General features: G+C 70.8%; 28 protein-coding genes. 13 read left to right on the top strand and 15 right to left on the bottom strand.

Features of this window, described 5'->3' with window-relative positions; translation table 11 throughout:
- Positions 1-182 precede the first annotated feature (182 nt).
- Together ACWJIO_RS09945 and rdgB are read left to right on the top strand one after the other, a co-directional pair.
- Entirely contained in the window at positions 183-1,652 is a 1,470-nt protein-coding gene (locus ACWJIO_RS09945; protein ID WP_480313212.1) for a phosphohexomutase domain-containing protein, read from the top strand.
- Between the two features lie 10 nt (positions 1,653-1,662).
- Positions 1,663-2,292, top strand: a complete 630-nt coding sequence (gene rdgB / locus ACWJIO_RS09940) for an RdgB/HAM1 family non-canonical purine NTP pyrophosphatase (protein WP_480313211.1) — start codon at positions 1,663-1,665, stop codon at positions 2,290-2,292.
- Here rdgB and ACWJIO_RS09935 read toward each other — a convergent pair.
- The 12 genes from ACWJIO_RS09935 to ACWJIO_RS09880 form a co-directional block, all read right to left on the bottom strand.
- Positions 2,289-3,839: a carotenoid oxygenase family protein gene (locus tag ACWJIO_RS09935; RefSeq protein ID WP_480313210.1), complete on the bottom strand. Its 1,551-nt coding sequence runs from the start codon at positions 3,837-3,839 to the stop codon at positions 2,289-2,291. The genes rdgB and ACWJIO_RS09935 overlap by 4 nt on opposite strands.
- Positions 3,836-5,584, bottom strand: coding sequence for an ABC transporter ATP-binding protein (locus ACWJIO_RS09930; RefSeq protein ID WP_480313209.1), 1,749 nt, complete (start codon positions 5,582-5,584; stop codon positions 3,836-3,838). The genes ACWJIO_RS09935 and ACWJIO_RS09930 overlap by 4 nt, the downstream gene beginning before the upstream one ends.
- Positions 5,581-6,717: a lipid-A-disaccharide synthase gene (gene lpxB / locus ACWJIO_RS09925; protein WP_480313208.1), complete on the bottom strand. Its 1,137-nt coding sequence runs from the start codon at positions 6,715-6,717 to the stop codon at positions 5,581-5,583. The genes ACWJIO_RS09930 and lpxB overlap by 4 nt, the downstream gene beginning before the upstream one ends.
- Complete coding sequence (lpxK, locus tag ACWJIO_RS09920; protein ID WP_480313207.1) at positions 6,708-7,808, bottom strand: tetraacyldisaccharide 4'-kinase; 1,101 nt, start codon at positions 7,806-7,808, stop codon at positions 6,708-6,710. Before lpxK ends, lpxB begins: the two co-directional genes overlap by 10 nt.
- Entirely contained in the window at positions 7,802-9,148 is a 1,347-nt protein-coding gene (locus ACWJIO_RS09915; RefSeq protein WP_480313205.1) for a 3-deoxy-D-manno-octulosonic acid transferase, read from the bottom strand. The genes lpxK and ACWJIO_RS09915 overlap by 7 nt, the downstream gene beginning before the upstream one ends.
- Positions 9,138-9,809 carry a lysophospholipid acyltransferase family protein gene (locus ACWJIO_RS09910; protein ID WP_480313203.1) on the bottom strand — a complete coding sequence of 224 codons (672 nt, stop codon included), beginning with the start codon at positions 9,807-9,809 and terminating at the stop codon, positions 9,138-9,140. Before ACWJIO_RS09910 ends, ACWJIO_RS09915 begins: the two co-directional genes overlap by 11 nt.
- 135 nt (positions 9,810-9,944) lie before the next feature.
- Positions 9,945-10,145, bottom strand: coding sequence for a photosystem II reaction center protein J (locus ACWJIO_RS09905; protein WP_186697417.1), 201 nt, complete (start codon positions 10,143-10,145; stop codon positions 9,945-9,947).
- A 15-nt stretch (positions 10,146-10,160) separates the two neighbouring features.
- A complete protein-coding gene (gene psbL / locus ACWJIO_RS09900; protein ID WP_186697418.1) occupies positions 10,161-10,280 on the bottom strand; it encodes a photosystem II reaction center protein PsbL in 120 nt (39 codons plus the stop codon).
- 11 nt (positions 10,281-10,291) lie between these two features.
- Positions 10,292-10,429 (bottom strand): cytochrome b559 subunit beta, encoded by a 138-nt coding sequence (gene psbF / locus ACWJIO_RS09895; RefSeq protein WP_006909199.1) that lies wholly within the window; start codon positions 10,427-10,429, stop codon positions 10,292-10,294.
- A gap of 6 nt (positions 10,430-10,435) precedes the next feature.
- On the bottom strand, positions 10,436-10,684 hold the full coding sequence (psbE, locus tag ACWJIO_RS09890; RefSeq protein WP_186697419.1) for a cytochrome b559 subunit alpha: 249 nt from the start codon (positions 10,682-10,684) through the stop codon (positions 10,436-10,438).
- Positions 10,685-10,804: 120 nt separating this feature from the next.
- A complete protein-coding gene (locus tag ACWJIO_RS09885) occupies positions 10,805-11,833 on the bottom strand; it encodes a photosynthesis system II assembly factor Ycf48 (RefSeq protein WP_480313202.1) in 1,029 nt (342 codons plus the stop codon).
- Positions 11,834-11,844: 11 nt separating this feature from the next.
- Positions 11,845-12,363, bottom strand: a complete 519-nt coding sequence (locus ACWJIO_RS09880; RefSeq protein WP_480313201.1) for a rubredoxin — start codon at positions 12,361-12,363, stop codon at positions 11,845-11,847.
- Between the two features lie 103 nt (positions 12,364-12,466).
- Here ACWJIO_RS09880 and ndhC point away from each other — a divergent pair, with 103 nt between their 5' ends.
- From ndhC to ACWJIO_RS09865, 3 genes are read left to right on the top strand one after another with little or no spacing between them, the layout of a single operon-like run.
- On the top strand, positions 12,467-12,829 hold the full coding sequence (ndhC, locus tag ACWJIO_RS09875) for a photosynthetic/respiratory NAD(P)H-quinone oxidoreductase subunit C (protein WP_186697425.1): 363 nt from the start codon (positions 12,467-12,469) through the stop codon (positions 12,827-12,829).
- A gap of 8 nt (positions 12,830-12,837) precedes the next feature.
- Complete coding sequence (gene nuoB / locus ACWJIO_RS09870; protein ID WP_480313200.1) at positions 12,838-13,617, top strand: NADH-quinone oxidoreductase subunit NuoB; 780 nt, start codon at positions 12,838-12,840, stop codon at positions 13,615-13,617.
- Positions 13,610-14,167, top strand: coding sequence for an NAD(P)H-quinone oxidoreductase subunit J (locus ACWJIO_RS09865; RefSeq protein WP_480313199.1), 558 nt, complete (start codon positions 13,610-13,612; stop codon positions 14,165-14,167). The genes nuoB and ACWJIO_RS09865 overlap by 8 nt, the downstream gene beginning before the upstream one ends.
- On the opposite strand, the gene ACWJIO_RS09860 is transcribed toward ACWJIO_RS09865, so the two are convergent.
- Both ACWJIO_RS09860 and ACWJIO_RS09855 read right to left on the bottom strand, forming a co-directional pair.
- Entirely contained in the window at positions 14,161-14,976 is an 816-nt protein-coding gene (locus tag ACWJIO_RS09860) for a sulfotransferase family protein (protein WP_480313198.1), read from the bottom strand. The two genes, ACWJIO_RS09865 and ACWJIO_RS09860, sit on opposite strands and share 7 nt — an antisense overlap.
- Positions 14,977-15,031: 55 nt before the next feature.
- Positions 15,032-16,393, bottom strand: coding sequence for a gluconeogenesis factor YvcK family protein (locus tag ACWJIO_RS09855; RefSeq protein WP_480313197.1), 1,362 nt, complete (start codon positions 16,391-16,393; stop codon positions 15,032-15,034).
- A gap of 227 nt (positions 16,394-16,620) precedes the next feature.
- Between ACWJIO_RS09855 and ACWJIO_RS09850 the strand changes: the two genes are divergently transcribed.
- Together ACWJIO_RS09850 and ACWJIO_RS09845 are read left to right on the top strand one after the other, a co-directional pair.
- A complete protein-coding gene (locus tag ACWJIO_RS09850; protein WP_480313373.1) occupies positions 16,621-17,367 on the top strand; it encodes an ABC transporter ATP-binding protein in 747 nt (248 codons plus the stop codon).
- 3 nt (positions 17,368-17,370) lie between these two features.
- Positions 17,371-18,462: an MlaD family protein gene (locus tag ACWJIO_RS09845; protein WP_480313196.1), complete on the top strand. Its 1,092-nt coding sequence runs from the start codon at positions 17,371-17,373 to the stop codon at positions 18,460-18,462.
- On the opposite strand, the gene bchD is transcribed toward ACWJIO_RS09845, so the two are convergent.
- The gene (gene bchD, locus ACWJIO_RS09840; RefSeq protein ID WP_480313195.1) at positions 18,449-20,575 is read right to left on the bottom strand and encodes a magnesium chelatase ATPase subunit D; all 2,127 of its coding nucleotides are present in this window, start codon (positions 20,573-20,575) and stop codon (positions 18,449-18,451) included. The two genes, ACWJIO_RS09845 and bchD, sit on opposite strands and share 14 nt — an antisense overlap.
- A 111-nt stretch (positions 20,576-20,686) precedes the next feature.
- Between bchD and ACWJIO_RS09835 the strand changes: the two genes are divergently transcribed.
- From ACWJIO_RS09835 to ACWJIO_RS09810, 6 genes are all read left to right on the top strand, one after another.
- On the top strand, positions 20,687-21,196 hold the full coding sequence (locus tag ACWJIO_RS09835; protein WP_186697443.1) for a DUF1993 domain-containing protein: 510 nt from the start codon (positions 20,687-20,689) through the stop codon (positions 21,194-21,196).
- Positions 21,197-21,207: 11 nt separating this feature from the next.
- A complete protein-coding gene (gene folK / locus ACWJIO_RS09830; RefSeq protein ID WP_480313194.1) occupies positions 21,208-21,825 on the top strand; it encodes a 2-amino-4-hydroxy-6-hydroxymethyldihydropteridine diphosphokinase in 618 nt (205 codons plus the stop codon).
- Between the two features lie 32 nt (positions 21,826-21,857).
- Positions 21,858-23,576 (top strand): DUF6798 domain-containing protein, encoded by a 1,719-nt coding sequence (locus ACWJIO_RS09825; RefSeq protein WP_480313193.1) that lies wholly within the window; start codon positions 21,858-21,860, stop codon positions 23,574-23,576.
- A gap of 54 nt (positions 23,577-23,630) precedes the next feature.
- Complete coding sequence (locus ACWJIO_RS09820) at positions 23,631-24,191, top strand: NUDIX hydrolase (RefSeq protein WP_480313192.1); 561 nt, start codon at positions 23,631-23,633, stop codon at positions 24,189-24,191.
- Positions 24,191-25,696: an FAD-binding domain-containing protein gene (locus ACWJIO_RS09815; RefSeq protein WP_480313191.1), complete on the top strand. Its 1,506-nt coding sequence runs from the start codon at positions 24,191-24,193 to the stop codon at positions 25,694-25,696. Before ACWJIO_RS09820 ends, ACWJIO_RS09815 begins: the two co-directional genes overlap by 1 nt.
- Positions 25,697-25,894: 198 nt before the next feature.
- Positions 25,895-26,651, top strand: a 757-nt coding sequence (locus ACWJIO_RS09810; RefSeq protein ID WP_480313190.1) for a SwmB domain-containing protein, incomplete at its 3' end; no start/stop codon positions are given.

The raw sequence follows: 26,651 nt of genomic DNA, 5'->3' as shown, positions 1-26,651 counted from the left end.
AGCCGTGGAGGGGGGAAGGGCCGCGGCGTTGAGCAGAACGGGACAAGCCCGCATCCGAACTCGGCCTGGCGCTGATCCTCAGCCGGTCCCGGCCCAGGGGCCCGGCACTGAGGGCCCGGCGCCTCGGGAACGCTAGTCAGTTGGTGGATCGGGCAAGCTGGCGGGCACCACACCCAAGGTTCATGGTTTCAGCCCCGCTGCCCCTGGACGCGGCCCCGATCAGCTTCGGCACCGATGGCTGGCGGGGCATTCTCGGGGTGGACATCACGCTGGAGCGGCTGTTGCCTGTGGCGGCGGCCGCCGCCCGCGAACTGGCCTCCTCGGCGCCCGCGGAGCTGCGCAGCCGCGAAGTGGTGATCGGCTATGACCGCCGCTTCCTGGCACCGGAGCTGGCCGAGGCCATCTGCGCCGCCGTGCGCGGCGCCGAACTGGAGCCCGTGCTCGCCGCCACCCCCACCCCCACACCCACCAGCAGCTGGGCGGTGGTGGAGCGCGGCGCCCTCGGCGCCCTGGTGATCACCGCCAGCCACAACCCGCCCGAATGGCTCGGCCTGAAGATCAAGGGGCCCTTCGGCGGCTCGGTGGAAGGGGACTTCACCCAGCGGGTGGAAACACGCCTGGCCGCCGGCGGCATCACCGTGCCGCGGTCGGCCGACACGCCCCGGTTCGATGCCCTCGGCCCCTACCTGGCCGGCCTGCGGGCCAAGGTGGACACCGACGCCCTGGCGGCGGGGCTGGAACGGCTCGGCCTCAGCGTGATCGTGGATCCGATGCACGGCTCCGCCGCCGGCGTGCTGCCCGCCCTGCTGGGCCCCCAGGCCCTGGCCAGCGGGGCCATCCACGAGATCCGCAGCCAGAGGGACCCCCTGTTCGGCGGCCATCCCCCCGAGCCCCTGGCGCCCTACCTGCAGGAGCTGATCGCCGCGGTGCGCGCCAGCACGGCGGCCGGTAAACCGGCCATGGGGATCGTGTTCGACGGCGATGGCGACCGCATCGCGGCGGTGGATGAGCAGGGCCGCTTCTGCAGCACCCAGCTGCTGATGCCCCTGTTCATCGACCACCTGGCCAGGGCCCGCCAGCTGCCGGGGCTGGTGATCAAGACCGTGAGCGGCTCCGACCTGATGCGGCAGGTGGCGGAGGGGCTGGGCCGCACCGTGCTGGAAAAACCGGTGGGCTTCAAGCACATCGCCGCCGAGATGCTGGCCGGCGAGGTGCTGGTGGGGGGCGAGGAATCGGGCGGCGTGGGGTTCGGCATGCACCTGCCGGAACGGGACGCCCCCTTTGCCGCCCTGCTGCTGATCGAGGCGCTGGTGGAGGGTGGCGTGCCCCTGGGCCAGCGCCTCGATGCCCTGCAGCAGCGCTGTGGCGGAGCCGCGGCCTACGACCGGCTCGACCTGCGCCTTCCGGACATGGCGGCCCGGGCCCGGCTGGAGGCCCTGCTGGCCGCCCAGCCGCCGGCCGAGGTGGCCGGGCTGCCGGTGCAGGAGGTGATCCGCACCGACGGTGTGAAGCTGCGGCTGGGGCCCAGCCACTGGCTGATGCTGCGCTTCTCGGGCACCGAGCCACTGCTGCGGCTCTACTGCGAGGCCCCCAGCCCGGAGCGGGTGGCCTGCGTGCTCGCCTGGGCGCAGCAGCTGGCCGAGCAGGTGTGAGGCCGCGGCCATGGAACCCACCAACGACAACCCCGGCGTGCTGGTGATCGCCAGCGGCAACGCCGGCAAAGTGAGCGAATTCAGCCGGCTGCTGGCGGGGCTGGGCCTGGAGGTGAGGCCCCAGCCCAAAGGCCTGGAGGTGGAGGAAACGGGCAGCAGCTTCGCCGAGAACGCGGCCATCAAGGCGAGCGCCGTGGCCCGCCTGACGGGCTGCTGGGCCCTGGCCGACGACTCCGGCCTCTGCGTGGCGGCCCTCGGCGGTGCCCCGGGGGTGCAGTCAGCCCGCTACGCCGCCACCGATGCCGCCCGCATCGCCCGGCTGCTGGAGGAGCTGGCCACCGTCAGCAGCAGCACCGGAACAGCCGATGCCGCGGGGCGAGGGGCCCACTTCAGCGCCGCCCTGGCCGTGGCCGACCCCAGCGGCAGGGTGCGGCTGGCGGTGGAGGCTCACTGCCCAGGCGTGATTCTGGAGGCGCCCCGGGGCACGGGGGGCTTCGGCTACGACCCGGTGTTCCACGTGCCCGAGGCGGGCCAGACCTTCGCCGAGATGGACAGCGGCACCAAGGCCCGCCTGGGCCATCGGGGGCGCGCCTTCGCGGCCCTCGAACCCCAGCTGCGCCAGCTGTTCGCCAGCCCTTAGGCCGCCACCCAGCTGCCGTGCAGGCCATGGGGGATGGCCAGGGGCAGCTCCAGCACCGCCTGCTCCGAGAGATCGTCGGCGTTGAGGATCACCAGATCACTGGCGCAGCGGGCGCCGTTCCACACCACGCAGAGCACCCAGCCGTCGTCTTCAGGGCCGCTGGCGGCTTCAGAGCCCGTGGCGGCGCGGGGCACCATCACTGGCTCGCTCACGAAGCCCCGCGCCCCGGCGCACCAGACACGGCGCTCCCCATTGCTGAGATCGAGCTTCTCGATCGCTTGCAGCGGCGCATTGCCGCGCTCCTGTTCGGTCACGGCCATCCAGGCGAAACGGGCGTCGCGTCCCTGGCGGGCCGGATGCACGGTGGCGAATTCGCAGCAGCGCTGCTCCAGCCAGTCGGAGCTCACGGCCCCGGCGGGATCGGTGGCGGCCCGTTCCAGATCGATGCGGCAGCGCTTCAGCTGCCCCTCGGGAATGGCCTCAAAGTCCACGGAACGGAAGTCCTCGCCGGGGCCGATCGAGGGGAAGTCGGCGTAGAAGATCGAATCGAGCACCAGCTCGCCCGTGGCTTCATCCTCGAAGGCATTGAGGTGGTGGAACACAAAGCCCTCGGGGGCTGGTACCTCCAGGGGCTTGGCATGGCGCTCCGCCGCCGCGCTGCCCGGACGGGGCACCAGAAAGAAGCGGCCGATCTCGCCGGGCTTGGAGGCCAGGCACTGGGCCGCCCCCTTCTGGCCGAACACGTAGGGGAGGGGGTTGAAGGCCATGGCGTTCTGCAGGAACACGGCCCAGTTGGGGGTGATGGCGAAGTCGTGCAGGAAGGCGAAGCCCGCCATCGTGTCGTGGCGCTCCGCCAGCAGCTGGCCCGCCCGCACGCCGGCGGCAGGGTCGTCGGCTGTGGCGAACTCCATCAGCCGGATCGTGCTGCGCGGCCCGCTCTTGACACCGAAGGTCACCATCCGCGGCGCCCCCCGGTGACCGGGGTCGAAGCGGGGGTGGGCGCTGAAGGCCTCACCCGGCTTGAGCACCCCATCGAGGCGGCTGAGGCCCCGGGTTTCCAGGCTGTGGGGATCGAGGGCATGGGGTTCCGCCGCCTCCCAGAGGGCCAGCAGCTGGCCGCCGAGGCGCACCACGTGGGTGTTGGCGATGTTCTTGAGCCGCAGGTCGAAGGCGTTGGCCAGAGCCCCCCCCGGTTTCTGGGTGCCGAACACGCCGCGGTACACGAAACGGCCGGCGCTCTCCTCGGCCTGCCAGCCCTCCGTGCGCACGAAGCGGTTGCTGAGCCTGGCCTCGCCGCCCTCAAAGCGCAGGGCCGTGATCATGCCGTCGCCATCGAAGGGGTGGTGCACCCACTGCCCACCCCGCTCCAGCCGGCCCGGGCCGTTGCGGTAGAGGCTGCCGCAGAGCTCGGCCGGGATGGCGCCCCGGCTGGCCGTGACGGCCACATCGGCCAGCTCGGTGCCCACGTTGCGGAAGGAGCTGGCCCAGTCGGCCCGCTGCCAGGCGGCGCCGGAGGGGGCCGGGGAACGGCTGGGGGCAATGGTCATCGGGGCGACACCAAGGGTGGGTTTGCGAATTGTGTCGAAAATAAGGCGGCATACCGGCCGCCGCGAGCCATCAGCTCGGCGTGGGTGCCGGATTCCACCATCGCGCCGGCCTCGATCACGCAGATCCGGTCGGCGTTCACCACCGTGGAGAGCCGGTGGGCCACCACCAGGGTGGTGCGGTTGCTGATCAGCCGATCCAGGGCCTCCTGCACCACCTGCTCCGAGGCTGAATCCAGAGCCGAGGTGGCCTCGTCGAGCAACAGGATCGGGGCGTTCTTGATCAGGGCGCGGGCGATGGCGATGCGCTGCCGCTGGCCGCCGGACAGCAGCGTGCCGTTCTCGCCGATCGGGGTGTCGTAGCCCTGGGGCAGCTGGGCGATGAAGCCGTGGGCATTGGCGGCCCGGGCCGCCGCCTCGACAGCCTGGCGCGAGGCGGCGGCATGGCCATAGGCGATGTTGTTCGCCACCGTGTCATTGAACAGAACGGTGTTCTGATCCACCACCGAGATCAGGCTCCGCAACGAGGCCAGGGAGAGCTCACGGATGTCGATGCCGTCGATGCAGATCCGGCCACTGTCGGGGTCGTAGAAGCGGCAGAAGAGATCGATGATCGTGCTCTTGCCGCCACCACTGGGACCCACCAGGGCCACCGTGCTGCCCACGGGGATCGTCAGCTCCAGTTCGCGGATCACGGGGTCGTTGCCGTAGCCGAAGCTCAGGGCCTCGGCCCGCAGCTCCCGGGCCACCCCCTGCAGCTGCCGCGGCACCGCCGCCTCCACCGGATCCGCCGGGGTATCCAGGATGGCGAAGAGGTCCTCGGCGGCCGACAGCCCCTGCTGCAGCACCGCATTGGCCCTCGCCAGCCCCTTGAACGGCGCGTAGCAGAGATAGAGGGAAGTGAGGAAGGCAAAGAAGCTGCCTGTGGTACGGCTGCCACTGATCACCGCCTCGCCGCCGTACACCAGCACCGCGCTGAACCCCACAGCCCCCAGCAGCTCCATCAGGGGCTGGTTGGCAAGCTTGGCCCGGGTGGTGCGCAGAGCGGCCTTCAGCACGGCAGCGTTCTCCTCCCGGAAGCGCCGCAGCTCATAGGCCTCCATGCCGAAGACCTTCACCACCCGGGAGCCCACCAGCGACTCCTGCAGGTAGCTGGCCAGCCGCGCCAGGCTCGACTGGCCCCGGCTGGAGTGGCGCCGCACCTTCTTCGAGGAGCGCAGCACCGGCAGGATCGCCACCGGGAAGAGGATGAAGGCGATCAGGGCCAGCAGCCAGTCCTGGTAGATGGCCACCAGCACCAGGGCCAGCAGGGTGAGTGAATCCTTGAAGATCGAGGAGAAGCCATCCACGATGCCGGTCTTGACCAGCGTCACATCACTGAGCAGCCGCGAGATCAGGGTGCTGGAGGGATGGCGGTCGATGTACGACTGCGGCAGCACCATCACCTTGGCGGCCAGATCGGAGCGCAGGTCCGCCGTGATCGACTGGCTCACCGTCTCGGTGAGGTAGGCCCCGAGGTACTGGCAGACGGCCCGCAGCACGATCACCCCCAGGATCACGGCCGGAGCGCCGTAGAGCCGGCCCCGGTCGCTGCTGGGCAGCACGTCATCGAAGAGGTGGCGGATCACCAGCGGCACGAAACCCGTGGAGGCCCCATAGCCGAGGTTGAACAGCAGGGCCAGCAGAAAGGTGGGCCACAGATAGGGCTTCCCGTAGGCCAGGAAGCGCCCGTACACATGCCTGCTCATCGCACCAGATCCACCAGTTCGGCCGCTGCCCGGGCCGAAGCGCCCGGCGGCCCCATCTTGCTGTGGAGCTCCTCCACGGCCTGGCGCACCCCGGCGGGATCAGCCAGCAGCTGGCGCAGCTCCCGCACCAGGTTGGCCGGGGTCACGGCCCGCTGCACCAGCTCCGGGAAGACGACCCGGCCCAGGATGACGTTGGGCAGACCGATCACCCGGTGGCGGGTGGCCAGCCTGGCCAGCAGATAGGTGAGCCGCGAGAAGCGGTAGACGATCACGTGGGGACAGCCCAGCAGCGCAGCCTGCAGGGTGGCGGTGCCGGAGCTGACCAGGGCGCCATCGGCGGCGTGCAGCAGGTTGTAGGTGTCGTCGCCGGAGCAGCTGGGGGGCAGGGACGCCTCTCCGGCCACCTGCTCGAGGAAGGCCTGGTCCACCGTAGGGGCCCGCAGCAGGCCCACCTGCCAGCCCTCCTGGCCGAACACGGCGGCTGCGGCCAGCAGGGCCGGCAGCAGCAACCGGATCTCGGCGCGGCGACTGCCGGGCAGCAACAGCAGCAGGCGCCGCTCGGGATCGAAGCCGTGGCGCTGCAGGGTGGCCTCCCGGCTGGCGGTCACCGCCAGCCCATCCATCAAGGGATGGCCCACGTAGCGGGCGAAGGCGCGGCCATGGGCGTTGAACAGCGGTTCCTCGAAGGGAAAGATCACCGCCAGACGATCGATGTAGCCCGCCATCCGACGCGCCCGGCCCTGGCCCCAGGCCCACACCTGGGGGGCGATGTAGAAGAACACCGGAATGCCGCGCCGGTGGGCCTCCTGGGCCACCAGGAGGTTGAAGCCCGGGTAGTCGATCAGGGCCACGGCCGCCGGGCGCTGGCGGTCCATCTGGCGCTTCAGCAGCCGCATCACCCGGTAGTGGCGGCCCAGGCTGCCCAGGATCTCCACCACCCCGGCAGCGGAGAGATGGCGCACATCGGCCAGCTGCAAGAGGCCGGCGGCCCGCATCCGCTCCCCCCCCACGCCCAGGATTTCGGCCTCGGGCAGGCGAGAGCGCAGTTGCTGCAGCAGGGCGCCGCCGTGCAGGTCGCCCGAGGCCTCACCCGCCACCACCAGCAGCCGCAGCGGAGCCTGGCTCAGCTCCATGCCAGACGCAACCGCTCCTGCACCAGATCAGCCAGGGCCTTGAGTGCCTCAGGCTCCAGCACCAGGGGCACGGCGGCCACCACGCTGCGGGAGTGGGGGGGCAGGCGATGCCAGTCCTTCACGGTGGTCACCAGCGTGGCTCCTCCCCGGGCCTGGGCCATGGCCAGCAGCCGCTCCAGATCGGCCTGAGCATAGGGGTGGTGGTCGGGGAAGGCCTGGCTCCCCACCAGCTGCAGCCCCGACTGGCGCAGCGCCGCAAAGAACTTGCCCGGCAAGCCGATGCCGCAGAAGGCCAGCAGCGGTCGTCCCCGCAGGCTGGGGGCGGGCTGCAGCGTGGCGGGCACCCGCAACCAGGGCTTGCCGGCAGGCCAGCCCAGCTGTTCGGGCTCGACGCGCCCCCCCAGATCGGGCAGGCCCTGGCTGGAGTCGCCGCCGGCCGGGGGAGCAGCGCCGCTGCCGGTGAGTACCAGCAGGTCGGCACGCCCCAGCTGGGAGGCCGGCTCGCGCAGGGGGCCGGCAGGGAACAGCAGCCCATTGCCGAGGCCATGGCGCTCATCGAGCACGGTCACGTCGCAGTCGCGGGCCAGGGACCAGTGCTGCAGGCCGTCATCCAGCAGCAGCAGCTCGGCCCCCTCGGCCACCGCCTGGCGGGCCGCGGAGCGGCGGTCGGAGCCCACCCACACCGGCACCCCAGGCAGGCTGCCCATCAGCTCGAGGGCCTCATCCCCCACCTGCCGCAGGGGGGCGCGGCGCCCCGCCTCCGGCGCCAGCGGCTCCCGACCGCCACCGCCGCGGCCGCCCTCCAGGCGGATCGGCGTGCGGCGGCCGCTGCCGTAACCGCGGGTGAGCACGGCCAGGCGCACTCCCCGCCTGCCCAGCTCCCGCGCCAGACCGATCACCAGAGGGGTCTTGCCGGTGCCGCCCAGGGTGATATTGCCGATCGACACCACCGGCACCGCTGGGCGCAGGGGCCGCACCCAGCCCCGGTGCAGCCCGGTGGCCAGGGCATAGAGCACGGCGAAGGGCCGCAGCAGCCGGGCCCGCAGGCAGGGGCCGCGCTGGTAGAGGAACGCAGGCGGCCTGATCAGCATCGGCGGCCCTCCCGGGCCGGGCTGGCGTCGGCAAGCCTGGCGGCGTCGAGCTCGGCCGTGGCCAGCTCAGCGATCAGGCGCTTGGCGATGCGGCGCGAGGGACCCTCCAGTCGCAAGGGGGGGGGCGACGGCGCCTCCCGGCTCAGCAGCTCCACCACCCGAGCCCAGAGCAGCTCGGCGGTGGGGCAGGCATGGAGCCAACCGGCGGCCTGCAGCTCCTCGCTGAGGCCAGCGAAGTTGGCCATGTCCGGCCCGCAGACCACCGGTTTGCCGGCGCGGATCGCCTCGAGGGGATTGTGGCCTCCCACCAGGCGGCCCCCCGCGGCCAGGCTGCCGCCCATCACCACCAGATCCGCCGCCGCAATCCAGCTGCCCATCGCCCCCAGCACATCCACCACCAGCACGTCGAGCTCAGCATGGTCAGCCGGATCCCTGGAGGCCAGCTCACCCCAGGGAATGGCCACCAGGCCCTGCCGCCGGCCCAGTTCGAGCACGGCGGCAGCCCGCTGCGGGTGGCGGGGCGCCAGCACCAGGGTGAGTGGGCCCAGGTCCCGCAGCAGTCGCGAACGGGCCTGCAGCAGCAGCTCCTCCTCACCGGCATGGCTGCTGGCCAGCAGCAGCAGCGGGCCCCGGCGGCGCAATGGTTGCAGCCGGGCCACGATCGCTGCGTCCGCGGCGAGGGGATCGGCGTCACGCTTGGTGGAGCCCACCACCTCCACCCGGGGAGCGCCGAGCCGACGCAGGCGGGCGGCATCGGGCTCGGACTGGGCCCAGCAGAGGCGGGCCCGGCCATAGAGCCAGGCGGCGTAGGCCGGCAGGCGGCGATGGCGGCGGTAGGAGCGCTCGCTCATGCGGGCATTGACCAGGTGCAGCCGCGGCATGGCCAGCACCAGCTCCGGCCAGAGCTCAGCCTCCGCCAGCAGACCCAGCTGGGGCCGCCAGTGCCGCCGGAACAGGGCCAGGGCCAGCCAATGATCCACCGGCGCCAGCTGATGGATCACTCCCTCCGGCAGCAGCCGCTGGGCCAGCTGGGCCGAGCTGCGGCTCACCGAGGTGACCAGCACGACCGGGGGCTCCAGACCTGGCTGGGCCGTGGCTGCGCCCAGCTCCCGCACCAGGGGCAACAGTGCCGTGAGCTCGCCGACGCTGGCGCCGTGCATCCAGATCAGGGGGCCGGGAGGGCGCTCATGGCCCGCCCAGCCCAGCCGCTCCGGCAACCGCCCGAACTCCTCCTTACCCTGCAGCAACCGCAGCAGCAGCAGCAGCAGGATCCCGGGGGTGAGCAGGGTCTGCAGCAGGCGCAGGCCCAGCAACAGCGGTGTCACCGGCTCAGAGGGCACGAATGGCCTGCTCCGAAGCGGCTTCCAAGGCCGCCTCAAGCTGTTCAGCCTGCAGGGCGAGGGCCTCGGCATCCTCCACCGGCGGCAACCACAGGGGCGCCCCCAGGGTGAGCACGGCCTGGCAGAAGGGGAACGGGAAAAGGGTGCGATCCCATGAGCGCAGTCGGCGGCCCCGGCGCACGGCCAGGCCCACCGGCACCACGGCACAGCCTGACTGCTGGGCCAGATGAACCACGCCGGGCTTGACGCGCCGGGCGGGGCCCCTGGGGCCGTCCGGGGTGATGCAGATGGAGCGTCCCCGACGCAGCAGCTGAATCAGTTGCAGATAGGCCCGCACACCGCCGCGGGTGGAGGAGCCGGCCACCAGCTCAACGCCGCGCATGCGGGCCGCCACCCCCACGATCTGGGCATCGCGGTGGGCACTGAGCAGCACCGCCACGGGCCTTCCACTGCTGATGCGCAGCAGCGGCATGAAGAACACATGGCAATGCCAGAGCGCATAGATCACCGGCCGCCCCTGCGCGCCGATCAAACGGGCACTGAGCTGGTCGCGGCGCACCACGACGCGGGAGGTGAGCAGGATCAGCTGGCCGTAGGCGTTGAGCAGAGCACCCGCAAACCAGGCCAGGGCCCCGTGATTCAGGAGGGTGCGCTTCTTCACCGGAGAGCGGGGAACGGGCCGGGAGTCGAGGCTCCAGCCAAGCCGTCTCCCACAGCAAACCCCGGTGACAGCCGGGCTGTCCACCGGGGAAGAGGCATCGCTGGGGATGGCTTGGGCCGGAGTTCAGGCCAGGGTTCAGGCAGAACCGACGCCGGTGTAGGAGCCGTAGAAGAACAGGCCCACCACGAAGATCACGGCCATGCCACCGGCAGTGGCCACCAGCCACAGGGGCAGCACACCTGCTGTCCAGCGGGAGCGCCAGGCCACAGCCGGACGACCATCAGGCAGGCGATCCGGGATCCGGCCGTCAGGGATGTTGGATTTCTTGCCGCTCATGGGGTGCCCTCCGGATCAGTTGAAGAAGTAGCTGGTGAACAGCACACCGGTGACGAAAACCAGCAGCAGCCCCAGGTAAAGGCTGGTGCGGTTGAGCTCAACCGGCAGGTTGTTGGGGTTCGGGTTGCGTTGCATGGCAGTGGACCTCAGCGACGGATGAACTGCATGGCCGCCAGAGCCCCCAGAAAGAACACCGTGGGAATGCCCAGGGCGTGAACGGAGAGCCAGCGCACCGTGAAGATCGGGTAGTTGCGCGGCGTGGTCGAGACGGGAGACTGGGTCATGGAGGTTTATGGCAGACGCAGGTCAAGCTGGCTCTTGCCCTCGTAGCGCTGGCTCACGACGGGAGCCTTGCTCTCCTGGGCCTGGAAATAGGCGTCAGGGCGAGGCGTGCCGAAGGCGTCATAGGCCAGGCCGGTGGACACGAACAGGAAACCAGCAAGGAAGATCGCTGGCAGGGTGACCGCGTGGATCACCCAGTAGCGAATGCTGGTGATGATTTCGAAGAACGGGCGTTCCCCTGTAGAGCCGGCAGCCATAGCGACAAGCGTTCAGCCCGGCGATCCTAGGGGGAGGCTCTGGCCCTGCGGGAGCGGCCGTCCCCCTTGGTTACAGAAGTTGGCGAGCCTGAGAATCGCCGCTGGATCCCGGGCCGTCCTTCAGCCCACCCAGCGCAGCAGGGAGCCGCGCTCGCCCAGCACGAAGCCCTTGCTGCCGTCCCGGCTGAACACGATGCGGGTGAAGTTGGAGGGCTCCTGGGCGCCTACCGGGTCCTGCTGCCAGCTGCGGCCGTCGTCGCTGCTCACCAGCAGAGTGCCGCTGCCGCCGCCGGTCCAGATCGCCCCGCGGGGGTCCCAGGCCATGTCGAGGTAGCCGTAGCCATTGGTGATCGGGATCACCGGCTTGCTCCACTGCTCGGGGTCGGCGGGATCGCTGCCGAAGCGGATCTGGGCGCCGCGGGCCAGCATCCAGAGGTTGCCGTCAGGGCTGAAGCCGATGGTCTGGAGACGCTGGCTGCTCACCCGCTGGTGCACCTGCCACACCTCCTGGCCTGGATTCCAGGTGGAGAAGAAATTGCCCAGGCTGCTGACGCTCACGTAACGGCCATCGGGGCTGCGGCGCAGCTCGCGCACGGCGCCGGCCGCATCCCCCACCCGGGCCTGCCAGCTGGCACCGCCGTCGCTGGTGTCATAGATGGCTCCCACGCTGGTGGCCAGTTCGGCCGTGTCCCGACCCAGGGCGGTGACCAGGTAGGGCTCACCGGGCAGCTTGGTGTCGAGAAACAGCCGGCTCCAGTTACTGCCGGCATCGGAGCTGTGCAACAGCAGTCCCGGCTGGCCCACGATCCAGCCCTCGTCGCCGCGGAAGTCGATGCTGATCAGGCGGAAGTTCTCCTCCTCGGGCAGGTCGAGGGCCCGCTCCTCCCAGCTGGCACCACCGTCGTTGGTTTCCAGGATCAGCCTGTTGCTGCCCACCAGAAAGCCGTGGTCGGCGTCGGAGAAAGCCACGGCCAGCGGGTTGGCCGTGGTGTTGAGGGGTACGGACTCCCAGGGACTGTCGACCGTGCGGGCCAGGCCGGTGGTGACGCAGCCCCCCAGCCCCAGGCTGATCCCCAGCACCAGCAGCAGAGAGCACAGCGAGGAGAGAAGGCGGGGGCGGAGAAGGGAGCTGGAGGAGGAGCGGTTCATCGGCGCGGGCATCAACGCAGGGAATAGAGGGAGAGGAAAAAGGCGAAGGCCAGGGCGAATCCCCCGAAGATGAGCACATTCTTCTGCCCCGGGGTGAGCCGATTGACCCCGAGGCCGAAGTTGAGGTTTTCCTCAAAGCCGCTGGGCTTGCTGCGCGGGCCGATGTCCTTGAAGGCCCCCACCTTGCTGCGGCACACGGGGCAGCGAAAGGAGACGGGGTCGAGGCCTGAAAAGGGCGTACCGGCGGCAATCGCCAGTTTCTTGACGCCCTCGGCCGGGTCGTAGACGAAACCACAGCTGCGGCACTCGAAGCGGTGGCTGTCGGGATCATCGGCGGGGTCATCGACCACAGCCACCTGGAGCCCCTGCTGTTCCGGCTCTTGCTCCGGCAGCGGCGCTGGCTGACCAGCTGTCCGCTCCCCGGGAACCGCGCCCTGTGGGGCCGGAACCGCCAGCGGAGCGACGGCGGCCGGCTCAGGCGGCTGCTGGGCAGGGATCTCCTGCCCCTGAGGAGTGATCTCGTCGGTCACCGGAGTCGGGCAGGGGATGCTGACTCTAGGAACTGTGCAGCGGCCGAAGCCGTGGCTTTACGGCTGCAGATGCCAGACTGCGCCGCACGTTGGGCTCGCCTCCATGTTCGTGCTCTCCGGCTACGACGCCTTCCTCGGCTTTCTGCTGATTTCGGCCGCCGTTCCCGTGCTCGCCCTTGTCGCCAACAAGTTGCTCTCGCCCACCAGCAGAGGTGGCGAGCGGGAGATCACCTACGAATCAGGCATGGAGCCCATAGGCGGGGCCTGGATTCAGTTCAACATCCGCTATTACATGTTTGCCCTGGTCTTCGTGATCTTCGACGTGGAGACCGTGTTTCTGTATCCCTGGGCGGTGGCCTTCCATCGGCTGGGGCTCCTGGCCTTCATTGAAGCCCTGGTGTTCATTGCCATCCTTGTGGTGGCCCTGGCCTATGCCTGGCGCAAAGGCGCCCTCGAGTGGAGCTGACGGAACCCATGACCATCACCCCCCAGACCAGCCCGAGCATCGATGCTCTGCGCGACGTGCGTGCCGCCAGTTGCGGCCCCGTCGGCAACCCGGCCGTCACCTCGGGCCTGTCGGAAAACGTGATTCTCACGACCCTCGACGACCTGCACAACTGGGCCCGGCTCAGCAGCCTCTGGCCCCTGCTCTACGGCACGGCCTGCTGCTTCATCGAGTTCGCCGCCCTGATCGGCTCCCGCTTCGACTTCGACCGCTTCGGTCTGGTGCCCCGCTCCTCGCCGCGCCAGGCCGACCTGCTGATCGTGGCCGGCACGGTCACCATGAAGATGGGTCCGGCCTTGGTGCGCCTCTACGAGCAGATGCCTGAGCCGAAGTACGTGATCGCCATGGGCGCCTGCACGATCACCGGTGGCATGTTCTCCGCCGACTCCACCACGGCGGTGCGGGGTGTCGACAAGCTGATTCCTGTGGATCTCTACCTGCCCGGCTGCCCGCCCCGTCCAGAGGCCATCTTCGACGCGGTGATCAAGCTGCGCAAAAAGGTGGGCAATGAGGCCCTGGCCGAGCGGGGCAATCTGCGGCCCACCCATCGCTACTGCACTGTTGCCCACCAGATGACGCCCGTGGAGCCGATCGTCACCGGCGCCTATTTGGCTGCCGAAACCCAGCGCCGCGCCCTGGCCGCCGCTGCCGGCCTGCCCCTGGGCAGCCTCGAGGCCGATCCTGCCGCCACCGTGCCCGTGGCCGCTGCTGACAGCACCCTCCCCACCGCCGAGTCGAGCGATGCCTGAGTCCACCCCCGCCCCTGAGGCCCTCGCGACCGTGGAACCCGGGCCGGTGAGCCAGTGGCTGCGGAGCCAGGGCTTCGAGCACGAGGCTCTGCCCCCAGACCACCTCGGCGTCGAGGTGATCGGCGTGGAGCCGGCCTTCCTGCCCCTGCTGGCCACCGCCCTCAAGGCCGATGGCTTCGACTACCTGCAATGTCAGGGCGGCTATGACGAAGGGCCTGGCGGGCGCCTGGTGAGCTTCTATCACCTGGTCAAGCTGGGCTGTCTCGCCGACAGCTGCGCCGGTCAGGCCAAGCTGCCCGCCGAGGTGCGGCCCCAGGAGGTGCGCCTCAAGGTGTTCCTTCTCCGCGACGGGGCCCTCACCATCCCCACCCTCTACGGCCTGTTCCGCGGCGCCGACTGGCAGGAGCGCGAGACCTTTGACATGTACGGCATCCAGTTCGAAGGCCATCCCCATCCCAAGCGGCTGCTGATGCCGGAAGACTGGAAGGGCTGGCCGCTGCGCAAGGACTACGTGCAGCCTGACTTCTACGAGATGCAGGACGCCTACTGAGCCGCCATGAAATGGCGCGGTCGGCGCGGGCCTCCCTGCCGCACCTGCGCCACGCTCAGCGGCCCTTGGGCCAGCCAGGGGTAAAAAATGCTGAAGTCGTCGGCATAGCGCTGGCGCAGCAGCCGCACGAGCTGCGGTTGGGCCAGCAGCTGCTCCAGATCCGTGCTCTGGCCCTGACGCCTGCTGTTCTTGTCGGGCAGTTGCCGCATCAGGCCGGGCACTCCGGCGCGACGGGCCCGCTGCACCAGGAAGGGCCAGTGCAACTGAAGGCTCTCGGCGTAGCCCACCCAGGTGGGCAGGAGCTCCCTGCCTAGGCAGAGGATCTCCGACTGGGGCAGCACGTGGACGTCCAGATCGGCCGACTCCGCCGCGCAGATGCGCTCGATGAACTCGGGCAGCGCCATGCCCCGCTCCACGCCGATGGCCCGCAGCCGGGACGTGCAGCTGGGGTTTTCGATCACCTTGTTGTTGTAGGCCGAGAGCAGGCGATCAAAGGGGTTGCGCACAAGCGCGAAGCTGAAGCAGTGAACCCGCAGCTGCCTGGCCGTGGCCCGGTCAACGGGGCGGGCGATCGTGCTCGGCAGCAGATCCCAGAACTGGTCGACCTGGGAGGAGTGGGATTGCCAGGAGCGCTGGGGCCGCACAGCCCGCAGCAACCGCTGCCCCAGGCCGCGGCGGCTGCGCTGCAGCTCTGGCCGGATCAGTCGGGTCAGAGCTGCCTTGACGCTGCTGTTGGCCGCCTTGGGCACGCGCCCGTAGAGCAGGTGGTGGCCGGGCAGGTGCAGGAAGTGCTGGTCGGAAACCGCCATGGGCGGAGGCTACCTGGCTCTGGGCAGGATCCCTGGGCCTCCGAGGACGGGGCGATCAGGAGTCGCGGGGCGGGGCGGGGCGAAGTGCACTCACCGGCCGCAGGCTGCCGCGGCAGCTGCGATAGAAGCGCATCACCGCCACCGCCAGGCTGCGGGGGTCGTGGCGCAGGGTGGCGGTGGGGCGCGCGCCCTGCAGGGGCGCCTGCATCACCTGGTAACCCTGGCGCTGCAGCTTGCGGGCATCGCAGCGGACGGGCTCGGCACCTTTCTGGCGGTAGCGATCCAGCAAGGGCGTGTCCTCCAGATCCTCCTGGGCCAGCACGGCATTGAACAGGCGCCGCTCGACGCCGAGGCTGGCCAGCTGGGCCTCGATCGCCCGCAGATGACCCTCCACATCGAGGCGGTCCGTCTCGCCGGGCTGGGTCATCAGGTTGCAGATGTAGAGGCGGGGCGCCTTGCTGCGGGCGATCGCCGCCACCAGCTCAGGCACCAGCAGGTTTGGGAGCAGCGAGGTGTAGAGGCTGCCGGGGCCGAGCACGATCAGGTCGGCGTGGGCGATGGCCTCGATCGCCCGAGGCAGGGCCGGTGGGTGCTCGGGCGAGCAGCCCAAGCGCACGATCGGGCTCTGGGCATGGCCGATCGCCGATTCACCCTCGATCCGCTCGCCGCTCTCCAGCTCCGCCCAGAGACGCACGTCGGCATTGGTGGCGGGCACCACCTGGCCCTGCACCGCCAGCACCCGGCTGCTGGCGGTGATCGCCGACTCGAGACTGCCTGTGATCGCCGTGAGGGCCGAGAGGAAGAGGTTGCCGAAGCTGTGGCCCTCCAGCCCAGCACCCGCCTGGAAGCGGTACTGGAACAGCCGGGTGAGCAGGGGCTCCTCCCTGGCCAGGGCGGCCAGGCAGTTGCGGATGTCGCCGGGGGGCTGCACGCCCAGTTCGCGGCGCAGCACACCGCTGCTGCCGCCGTCATCGGCCACCGTCACGATGGCGGTGAGGTTGCTGCTGTAGCGCTTGAGGCCACTGAGCAGGGTGGAGAGGCCGGTACCGCCGCCCACGGCCACGATGCTGGGGCCCCGGTTCAGGCGGCCCTGGGCGGCCAGGGCATCCACCAGATGGGTGCCGCGGTCTGGGGCGAGGGCCTGCTGGATGGTGCCGAAGCTGCGGCTCTGGCCCAGCCAGATCAGGGCGGCGCCGATCGCCAGGACCAACGGCCCGGTGATCCCCCTCGGCAGCACCGTGGTGAGGTTCTTGAGCAACCACTGGATACCGGCGATGGTCCAGTAGATCGGCTGCAGATCGGCCCACACCGCAGCACCCAGCAGGGCGATCAACAGGCCCAGACCGGAGGTGAGCACCCAGCGCTTCACCACCAGACCTGGCTGCAGCCAGCGCACGGCCCGCCGCGAACGGCTCACCAGGTCGCGCTGGCGCAGTTCACCCCGGCCAACCCAGCTGGCCCGTGGTCTGAGCCGGCGGGTCCGCCGCGGCCTGGAAGCCGGCGCAGGGGGAGGCGAAGGCGTGGGACTGTGCTCACGGAGCCAGTTCACTGTAGTTGGACCCGCAGGCGCGAGAATGGGGACTGATCGCGTTGCCGCCGCTGGACTGCCCAGCTCCACCCCTGGCCGAACTCCGCAACCTCAGCATGCGCTGGGGCAGCACCACGGTGCTGAATGGCGTGAACCTCAGCCTGCAGCCCGGCGAGCAGCTGGTGGTGGTGGGGCCTTCCGGAGCGGGCAAGTCAACGATCCTGCGGTTGCTGGCGGGCCTGCTGATGCCCAGCAGCGGCACCCTGCTGCTGCACGGCGAGCCCCAGACCTACCTGCGCATCGACCAGGAGAACCCCCCCGACGTGCGGCTGGTGTTCCAGAACCCAGCCCTGTTGGGTTCGCTCACGGTGCGGGAAAACGTGGGCTTTCTGCTCTACCGCTACGGCCGTCTCAAGGAGAGCGACATCCGCCAGCGTGTGGCGGAAGCCCTCGAAGCTGTGGGGCTGGGCGGGATCGAGGAGCGTCTGCCTGGGGAACTGAGCGGTGGCATGCAGAAGCGCGTCAGCTTTGCCCGCGCCCTGATTCCGGCTCCCCAACTGCTGGATTCGTCCCAGATGCCCTTGCTGCTGTTCGATGAACCCACGGCCGGGCTTGATCCGGTGGCCTGCACCCGCATCGAGGATCTGATCGTGCGCACCACGGCCGTGGCCCGGGCCAGCTCCGTGGTGGTGAGCCACGTGCACAGCACGATCGAGCGCACCGGAGGCCAAATCGTGATGCTCTACGACGGTATTTTTCGCTGGGCCGGCGACCTTGAGGCCTACCGCCGCACGGACAATCCCTATGTGGTGCAGTTCAGGAGCGGTAGCCTGCGCGGACCTATCCAGCCGGCAGAGGCCTGACCAATGCGCCGAACCGTGCGCGAGGCGATTGTGGGATTCTCCCTATTGGGGGCGATCGTCTCAGCAGTGGGCTTCTCCTTCTGGCTGCGGGGCCTCTCCCTCACCCGTCAGTTCTGGACACTCAAGGCCAGCTTTCAGCAGGCTTCGGGCCTGGCCGCCCGCTCTCCGGTGGTGTATCGGGGGGTGATGGTGGGCAGCGTGCGCTCCGTGCGCGTCACCCCGGGGGCTGTGGAGGCCGACCTGGAGATCACCAATTCCAGCCTGAGGCTCTCCCTGCCGGTGAGGGCGGAGGTGGTGCAGGGGTCGCTGCTGGGCGGCGAGGCCCAGGTGTCTCTGATCAGCACCGGACCAGCACCGAACGACTCGGCGCCGCCGCCCCGAGCGCCAGACTGTCCACGCCAGGAGATGCTCTGCGACGGCTCGTCGATCACAGGCAGTGAGGCCGCCAGCCTCTCCACGGTGACCAACCTGATGCAGCAGCTGCTGGAGCAGGGCGACCGGGAGCAGTTGATCGAGAAGTTGGCCGCTGTGGCCACGAGCGTGGACCAGACCTCCAGGGAGGCCACCGCCTTCCTCAAGGACGGCCAGGTGCTTGTGGGCAAAGGGGAATCGCTGGTGAGCAGCCTCGACCGCTCGGTGCAGGAGACCCAGCCCACCATCGCCAACCTCAATGCCAGCTCGGCCCATCTGCGGCGGCTGATGGCGGCCCTGGACAATCCCAAGACCGTGGCGGAACTGCAGCAGACGGTGAGCAACGCCGAGCAGCTCACGGCCCGCTGGGATGCGGTGGGCGGCGATGTGAACCAGCTCACCTCCGATCCCCGCTTTATGGATGGGCTGCGCAACGTGACCGTAGGCCTGGGCAAGTTCTTTGAGGAGCTCTACCCCGCCCAGACGGGCGCCGCCCGTGACAAGGCTGCCCGCAACAAGACTGCTGCAGAGGAGGCTGGCGCAGAGGGCACCGCTGCCGCCAGGGAGCCTGCTGCAGGGCCGGCCACCGGCGGCGGCAAAGCGCGGCACGGCCGCGGATCCCAGCGGCGTCCGAACGCTCCGGAGCAGGCTCCCGAGGCCTTCCCGATGCCTACACCGCGTTGATCGCCTCCATGGCGATGGCGGCGATGGCCTGATCGCTGGCCTTGGGCAGCTGCACATACTTGCCGCCGGCCGCCTCAGCCAGCTCCTTGCCCATGCCGCTGCCGATGAACTTGCGCTCGGTGTCGATCACCAGCAGCTTGAGGCCGAGGGCGCGGTAGCGGCTGGCCACCTGCTTCACCTCCTCCTTGAGGTCCACCGGCTCCTCCCCCTCCAGCTCCGGCTGCCCCAGGGAGCGGCCCAGGGGCACGTTGCCGCGGCCATCGGTGATCGCCACCACCACCACCTGGCCCAGGTCGCCCGTGGCCAGGGCGTTGGCCCCCACCCGCGCCGCCTGGGAGAGGCCGTGGGCCAGGGGTGAGCCGCCGCCGCAGGCCATCGCTTCGAGCCGGCGGCGGGCGGCAGTGATCGAGCGGGTGGGCGGCAGCAGCACCTCGGCCTGCTCGCCGCGGAAGGGGATCAGGGCGACTTCGTCGCGGTTTTCGTAGGCCTCGGTGAGCAGCCGGATCACGGCACCCTTGGCGCTCTGCATGCGGTTGAGGGCCATCGAGCCGCTGGCATCCACCAGGAAGATCACCAGGGCACCGGCCTTGCGCTGCAGTTGCTTGGCCCGCAGGTCGCCGTCCTCCACCACCACCTTGCGGTGGGGCTGGCGCTCGCGGCGGCTCTTCTGATAGGGGGCCGCGGCCCGCAGGGTGGCATCCACGGCGATGCGCTTCACCGGACCGCGGGGCAGCATCGGCTTCACGTAGCGGCCGCGGGAGTCGCTGAACACCACGGCCCTGCTGCCGCTGCCGCCGGAGCGGGCCTTGGCGGCACCGAAGAGCAGCAGCTCGGGATCAATGGCCACGGCCTCGGGATCGAGCATGAACTCCTCCGGCACCGAGGGGGGCGCCTGGTCCTCGGGGGTGTCGTCGTCCTGGTCGGGCTGCTCAGGATCACTGTCGTCCTCGGGCTCCGGCTCGCTCTGGTCGGGTTCGGGCGGCTGCTCCGGCGGCTGCTCGCCCTGGGGCGGCGGTGGCGGCGGCGGCTCCAGGGGCTGGTCGGGATCGGGGGGCGGCAGCTGCAGGGCCCGCGGAGCGATCACCAGCCGCACGGCCACCTGCAGGTCGTCGGCCTCAACGCGATCGCGGCCACTGAGGGCCGCATGGGCGCGGGCGACGCGCACGGCGTAGAGCTCGGAGCGGTGGCCCTCCACACCGCCGCGCACGGCCTCGGTCACCAGGTAGGCGATCTGCTCGCGGCTGATCTGCACATCGGGCAGCCACTGGCGGGCCAGCAGCAGCTGGGTGGCGAGGGCGTCGGTCTCCTCCTGCCAGCGGCCCCGGAAGTCCTGGCCCGACTCGGCATGGTCGAGGGCGGAGCGGGTGATGGCCACCCGCTGCTCCAGCTCCAGCGCCTGGTTGGCACTGAGGCAGATGGCGAAGCGATCGAGCAGGTGGTCGCGCACCGCCCCCTCCTCGGGGTTGAAGGTGGCGATCAGCAGGCAGCGGCAGGGGTGGGCCAGGCTGAGGCCCTCGCGCTCGATGCGGTTCTCGCCGCTGCCCACCGCCGCCAGCAGCAGGTTGGTGATGCCGTCGTCGAGCAGGTTGAGCTCATCCACGTACACCACGCCACGGTGGGCCTCGGCCAGCAGCCCCGGCTGGAACACCGCCTGGCCGCTGGCCAGGGAGGCGGCCACATCCACCGAGCCCAGCAGCCGGTCTTCGGTGACGCCCAGCGGCACCTGCACGAAGGGGGCGGGGATGACGCGGGTGGGCAGCAGGGCCTGGGTGTCGCGGCCGCTGGGGTCGGCGCCCAGCTGCTGCAGCCGCTCGCGCACGGCCTCGTTCCAGTCGTCGGGACGCTGGGGATCCACGTTGAGGGCCTGCACCGCCGCGCCGCCCAGATCGAGCACGTCGATGGGCGGCAGCAGGGCGTGCAGGCCCCGGGCCAGCACCGACTTGCCCGTGCCGCGACCGCCGGCGATCACCACGCCGCCGAGGCCGGGATCCACGGCGGCCAGCAGCAGGGCGAGCTTGAGGGTGCCGTGGCCGGTGATCGCCGCCAGCGGGAAGGAGCGATCAGCACCCTGGCCGGCCGGGGCCGGAGACGCTGCTGAGCCGCTGACAACCATGGGGCGCGGGCCATAGGGAGAAGGCAGGCCAGTCTCGCCGATGGGCCTGCCGGGAGAACCACGGCGGCACAGCCCTTAGCCTCAAAATCATCTGATCGGCCGGGTCGTCCCATGTCCCTCTCCATGCATGCGGCCGCGGTGCCGCCCCTGCAGCGCACCCTCACCAACCTGGCGGCGGTGCTGGCCAAGGCCGAAGCGCACGCCGAGGCCGGCGGCATCGATCCGGCCGTGCTGCTGGCCAGCCGCCTCTACCCGGACATGTTCCCCCTGACCCGGCAGGTGCAGATCGCCGCCGACATCGCCCGCCGCGGGGTGGCCCGCCTCGCCGGCGTGGAGGCCGTCGCCGTGGCCGATGACGAGACCACCTTTGCGCAGTTGATCGAGCGCCTCGAGGCCGCCGTCAACGAGCTGGGCGGCTACGCCCCCAACCAGCTGGAGGACAGCGCCGAGCGGGAGGTGAGCGTGCCGATCGGCCGCGGGCAGAGCATCACCATGATCGGCTGGCCGTTCCTCTCCGGCTTCGTGCTGCCCAACGTCTACTTCCACACCACCACCGCCTACGGGATCCTGCGCCACAACGGCGTGGTGCTGGGCAAGCGCGATTTCCTGGGGGAACCCTGAGAGCAGGCGGGGTGAATCCAGCTGCTGCCAGCGCCGCCGGGCCCTGCACGGCCATCGCCCTGGGGGCCAACCTCGGCGACCCGCTGGCCACGCTCACGGCGGTGCGGCCGCTGCTGGGCCAGGTAGTGCAGCACTGGGCGGGAGCGCACGGGGCGGTGGGCCCCTGGCGGCTGCGCTGGTCGCCCCTGTTCCGCACCGCTCCCGTGGGGGGTCCAGCCGGCCAGCCGCCCTATCTCAATGCGGTGCTGCTGGCCAGCGGGCCCGCCGGGAACGGAGCAGCCACGGGGGCGAACCAGGGCGAGCCGCTGCCCCTGCTGCTGGCCCTGCAGAGCCTGGAGGCGACCTTCGGCCGGCAGCGGCTGCAGCCCTGGGGCCCGCGCAGCCTCGATCTCGATCTGCTCTGGTGCGGCGGCCATCGGCGCCAGAGCGCCGCCCTCTGGCTGCCCCATCCGCACTACCTGGAGCGGGCCTTCGTGCTGGCCCCGCTGGCGGCCCTGGCACCGGAGCTGGTGCCGCCCGGTGCGGGGCGCCGGGTGTGCGAGCTGCTGGCCGATCTGTTGGCCGAGCTGCCGGAGGATGGCAGCCCACCGCCACAGCGGCTGGCCCCCCAGGCGAGCTGGCCGGAGTGACGCTGGCCCTGGAGACACTGGCCTGGGGGACCTTGGCCAAGCTGACGCGCAAGGCGGCCCGGGCAGCGGCGGCCCTCTTCAATGGAGTCGCCGCTCCCCACCCACCGATCGCCAGCCTCCTTCCACCCTCGCGCTGGCGCAGCGCCCTGGCCATCGGCCTGGTGATCACGGCCGTGGCCCTGTTCGACGGCAATCTGGACGACAACGAGGCCGGCAAGCTGGCCCTGGCCCGCCAGGCCGTGGATCCGGGCTGGATCCCGGCGGACTGGTATCTGAGCAACAACCAGAACTACCAGTGGCTGTTCCAGCAGCTGAGCGGGCGGATCGTGACCCTGCTGGGCTTCGGGCCGGGCTCGCTGCTGGTGCGGCTGCTGGGCTATGGCATCTGGGCCTGGGCCCTGGCCGGCATCAGCGTGCCCCTCGGCCTGTCGCCGGCGCTGGCGGCCCTGGCGACGGGATTGTTCAGCCTCCAGCAGGGGGTGGTGGCCGCCGAGTGGATGGTGGGCAGCGCCGAGCCGAAAACCTTCGCCTACGCCGCCGTGCTGCTGGCCTACGCGGCCTGGCGGCAGCGGCGCTGGTGGCGCTGCGGGCTCTACAGCGGCCTGGCCTGCTCCTTCCACCTGCTGGTGGGGAGCTTCGCCGTGGTGTCGCTGGCGGGGATGGCGCTGGCCAGGCTGGTGCTGGAGGCCAGAACCAGGCGCAGGCTGGGCTGGGCTGGACTGGGCCGCTGGAGCGCCGGGGCTGTTCTGATGGCCCTGCCGGCGGGTCTGGCCGTGGCCCAGAAGCTGCTGGCGCCCAGCCTCACAGCCACCTGGCGCACCAACACTTCCCTTCCCTCCGCCGGCTGGATCTACGTGGTGCTGCGCAATCCCCACCACCTGCTGCCGGGCAGTTGGTCGGCCGGCGACTGGGCCCGCGTCGCCCTGGTGCTGGGCCTGTTCGTGCTGGCGGCTCTGGCGGCGGGCGGAGGGTGGCCACGGCGGAGGCGCGGGGGTTGGCAGGGGAACGACCCGTGCCAGAGGGCCAGCCGTGACCTCGCCCTCTGGGTGGCGATGAGCTGGCCCCTGGCGCTGCTCGGGCTACTGGCCAGCCGCCTCCCTGCCGCCCCCCAGTACGCCCTGCTCAGCCTCTACCCCTTCCGCCTGGCCGACACACTGCAGATGCTGGGCTTGTGGCTGTTGCTGGCCGCCGCCCTGGCCAGCGCCGTGCGCCGCTGGGGGCCGGGCCGTCAGACCCAGCGGCGGCTGCAGGGGGGAGTGGTGGCGCTGGTGCTGCTGATCAGCCTGGGGGGCCTGGCCCGCGACCTGCCCACGGCGGCGGCGGGCTGGCCCCGCCAGTTCGGGGACAGCCCGGAGCAGGCGGAGCTGTACGCCTGGATCCGGGGCCACACCCTTCGCAGCGCTCTGGTGCTGACGCCCCCCGCCGGCTTTGAAGACCTCTCCCTGCAGACGGGGCGGGCCGGCTTTGTGCAGTTCAAGCAGATCCCCACATCGGCGGCGGCCATTCAGGCCTGGTTTGAGCGCCTCACGGCCCTCGCCGGCGGCGAGCGCGCAGTGTGGCAGGGCCTGGGCGGCTGGGCGGCCCGCGATCGGCTGGTGGCGGCCTACGGCGCCTTGCCACCGGCCGCCCTGGGCCGCCTGGCCGACGACCAAAACGCCACCGTGCTGATCACCGGCCCCGAGCAGGGCGGGCCCGAAGGCTGGGCGCCGGCCTACCGCAACGGGCGCTGGGCGGCCTGGCAACGACCCTGAGGGCTGCTGCTGGCCCCCGGGCGCCATGCTGGGGACCAACCCACCTCGCTTGCCATGGCGCCCCTGCCCGCTCCCGAGCCCGCGCGCCATCTCGACACCATCGCCACCCTGCAGGCCCGCAAACTGCGCTTCGAGGTGAACCGGGTGGCCCTGCCCATGGGGCTGGAGGCCAGCTTCGGCGTGATTCGTCATCCGGGAGCCTCCCTGGCGGTGCCGGTGCTCGACGACGGCCGCCTGGTGCTGCTGCGCCAGTACCGCTTCGCGGTGGCCACCCGGTTGCTGGAGTTCCCCGCCGGCACCCTGGATCCGGGCGAAACGCCCTTGAGCACGATGCGCCGGGAGCTGCAGGAGGAGGCGGGCTACAGCGCTGAGCGCTGGGATCCGCTCGGCACCCTGCTGCCCTGCCCCGGTTATTCCGACGAGGTGATCCACCTCTTCCTGGCCCGCCAGCTCACCGCCCTCACCGACCAGCCTGCCGGCGACGACGACGAAGACCTGGAGGTGCTGCTGCTGCAGCCCGATGAGCTGGAGGCGGCCCTGGCCAGCGGCGATGAATACCTTGATGGCAAGAGCGTCAGCGCCTGGCTGCGGGCCAAGCAGCTGCTGGGGCTCTGATGGCTACAGCGCAGAAGACTTCTGAGCGCTGGCTGTTCTGGCACCGCCGCGACCTGCGCCTGGCCGACAACCTCGGCCTGGCCGCCGCGGCGCGGGCCACCCCGGCCGTGACCGGCGTGTTCGTGCTGGATCCCGGCCTGCTGGAGGCGCCGGACCTGGCCCCCGCCAGGCTGTGGTTCCTGGCCGAGAGCCTCAGGGAGCTGGAGCAGCGCTGGCGCCAGACCGGCAGCCGGCTGCTGGTGCTGCGCGGCGATCCAGCCCTGGTGCTGCCGGCCCTGGCACGACAGCTCGGCGCAGCGGTGGTGGCCTGGAACAAGGATGTGGAGCCCTACGGACGCGAGCGCGACCGGCAGGTGGCGGCGGTCCTGCAGAGCCAGGGGCAGCGGGTGCTGGTGGACTGGGACCAGCTGCTCATCCCGCCGGAGGCGCTGCGCACCGGCCAGGGCGATCCCTACCGGGTGTATGGCCCCTTCTGGCGCAACTGGCGCGGCCAGGTGGAAACCCGCTCCGGCCAGCGGCCCAGCAGCAGCGGCGGCCTCGAGCCGGTGGACGCTCCCACCGCTCTCCAGGACCTGACTCCACCCGAGCTGACGGCACTGCTGGAAGGCGCGGACGGGGTGCTGGCGCTCGTGCCCCCCGATCCCCACACCGGCCTCCACCTGCCCCACAGCTTCAAGGGCACCGAGCTCTGCCCCTGCCGCCCCGGCGAAGCCGCCGCCCTCAAGCAGCTGCAGGCCTTCTGCGATGGCGGGCCGCTGCTGGGCTACGAGCCGGGCCGCAACCTGCCCGGCGAGGCCGGCACCTCCGGGCTGAGCGCGGCGCTGAAGTTCGGCACGCTCAGCCCACGCCAGGCCTGGGCCGCCGCCCAGCAGGCCCGCCAGCTGGCCCGCAGCAGCGAGGCCGAGCAGTCGATCACAGTGTGGGAACAGGAGCTGGCCTGGCGCGAGTTCTATCAGCAGGCCCTGTTCCATTTCCCCGAGCTGGCCGATGGGCCCTACCGGGCCCAGTGGCAGCGGTTCCCCTGGGAGAACGATGCAGGGCGGTTCCAGGCCTGGTGCGACGGCCTCACCGGCGTGCCGATCGTGGATGCGGCGATGCGCCAGCTCAACGCCAGCGGCTGGATGCACAACCGCTGCCGCATGATCGTGGCCTCCTTCCTGGTGAAGGACCTGATCTGCAACTGGCGCTGGGGCGAACGCCAGTTCATGGGCCTGCTGGTGGATGGCGACCTGGCCGCCAACAACGGCGGCTGGCAGTGGAGCGCCAGCAGCGGCATGGACCCCAAACCGCTGCGCATCTTCAACCCCTTCACCCAGGCCACCAAGTTCGACCCGGACGCCCACTACATCCGCACCTGGCTGCCGGAGCTGCGGCACGTGGCCACGGCCGATCTGATCAGCGGCACGATCGCCCCCCTGGAGCGGCGCGGCTACCCCGAGCCGATCGTGAACCATCAAGTGCAGCAGGCCAGGTTCAAGGCGCTGGTTGCGGCGTTGGGGCGCTGATCATCCCTGAACCTTGAAGGCACCAGCCCCGCCGGGGCTGTTATCGCTGCAGCGACTCAGGGAGTAGACCTTGGCGCTATTACTCGCTGCATCACTGGCTACCTTTAGAAGAGGTTTCGGCTTGCTCAATTGAGGCCTAAGTCAAGATAGGCATCCTCAGGCGCCCTATAACAACCTCAAGCACTCCAGCGCTAGCCCATGAAGCCCACCCGTTTGGTCTCCGCGATCACGGTGAACGGCAACCAACTGGTGCTGCGCTTCAGGAGGAGGGCCAACACCAGGGGCCTCCGAGGCCGTGCGTTCACGGTGCGCATCAACGGGCGGCGCATCAGAGTCACCGGTCGGCCCAGGCTCGGTGGCAACCGCCTCACGCTCAGCCTCGCTTCCGCCGTGGAGGCCGATGCGGTAGTGACCCTCAGCTACAGGGACCCCAGGGGCGATCAGAGGAGGGGGGTGATTCAGACACGCAATGGCCGCGACCAGAGAACCATCAGGAACAGGAGCGTTACCAACCTCACCGCCCCAGAACCTCCAACTCCGCCACCGCCAGCACCTCCAACGACTCAGCCGCCACCACCGGCGGAGCCTCCACAGCCACCGGTAGACACCACACCACCGGGCGTTGCGATCACCTCCCCTGACCGCACCTCCGACACCACTCCGGTGATCAGCGGCACGGCCGAGCCCGGCAGCCTCATCACCCTCACCATCGGCGACGCCACCTACAGCACCACCACAACAGCCGGCGGCACCTGGAGCATCGACACCGGCAGCGCCACGCCCACCAGCGGCACCTTGGTGATTGAGCCACTCACCAGCGTGACCGCCACGGCAACCGATGCGGCGGGAAACACCTCCGACGCGGTGCAGCAGTCCCTGCGGGTCTACGTGCCGATCGACCTCTCGGCGATCGCCGCCGGCGACGGTGGCTTCGCGATCAATGGCGAAACGTCTG

Source organism: Paraciimarium castrense LEGE 11436, assembly GCF_056633055.1.
This window is presented reverse-complemented; position numbering and strand designations above follow the sequence as displayed.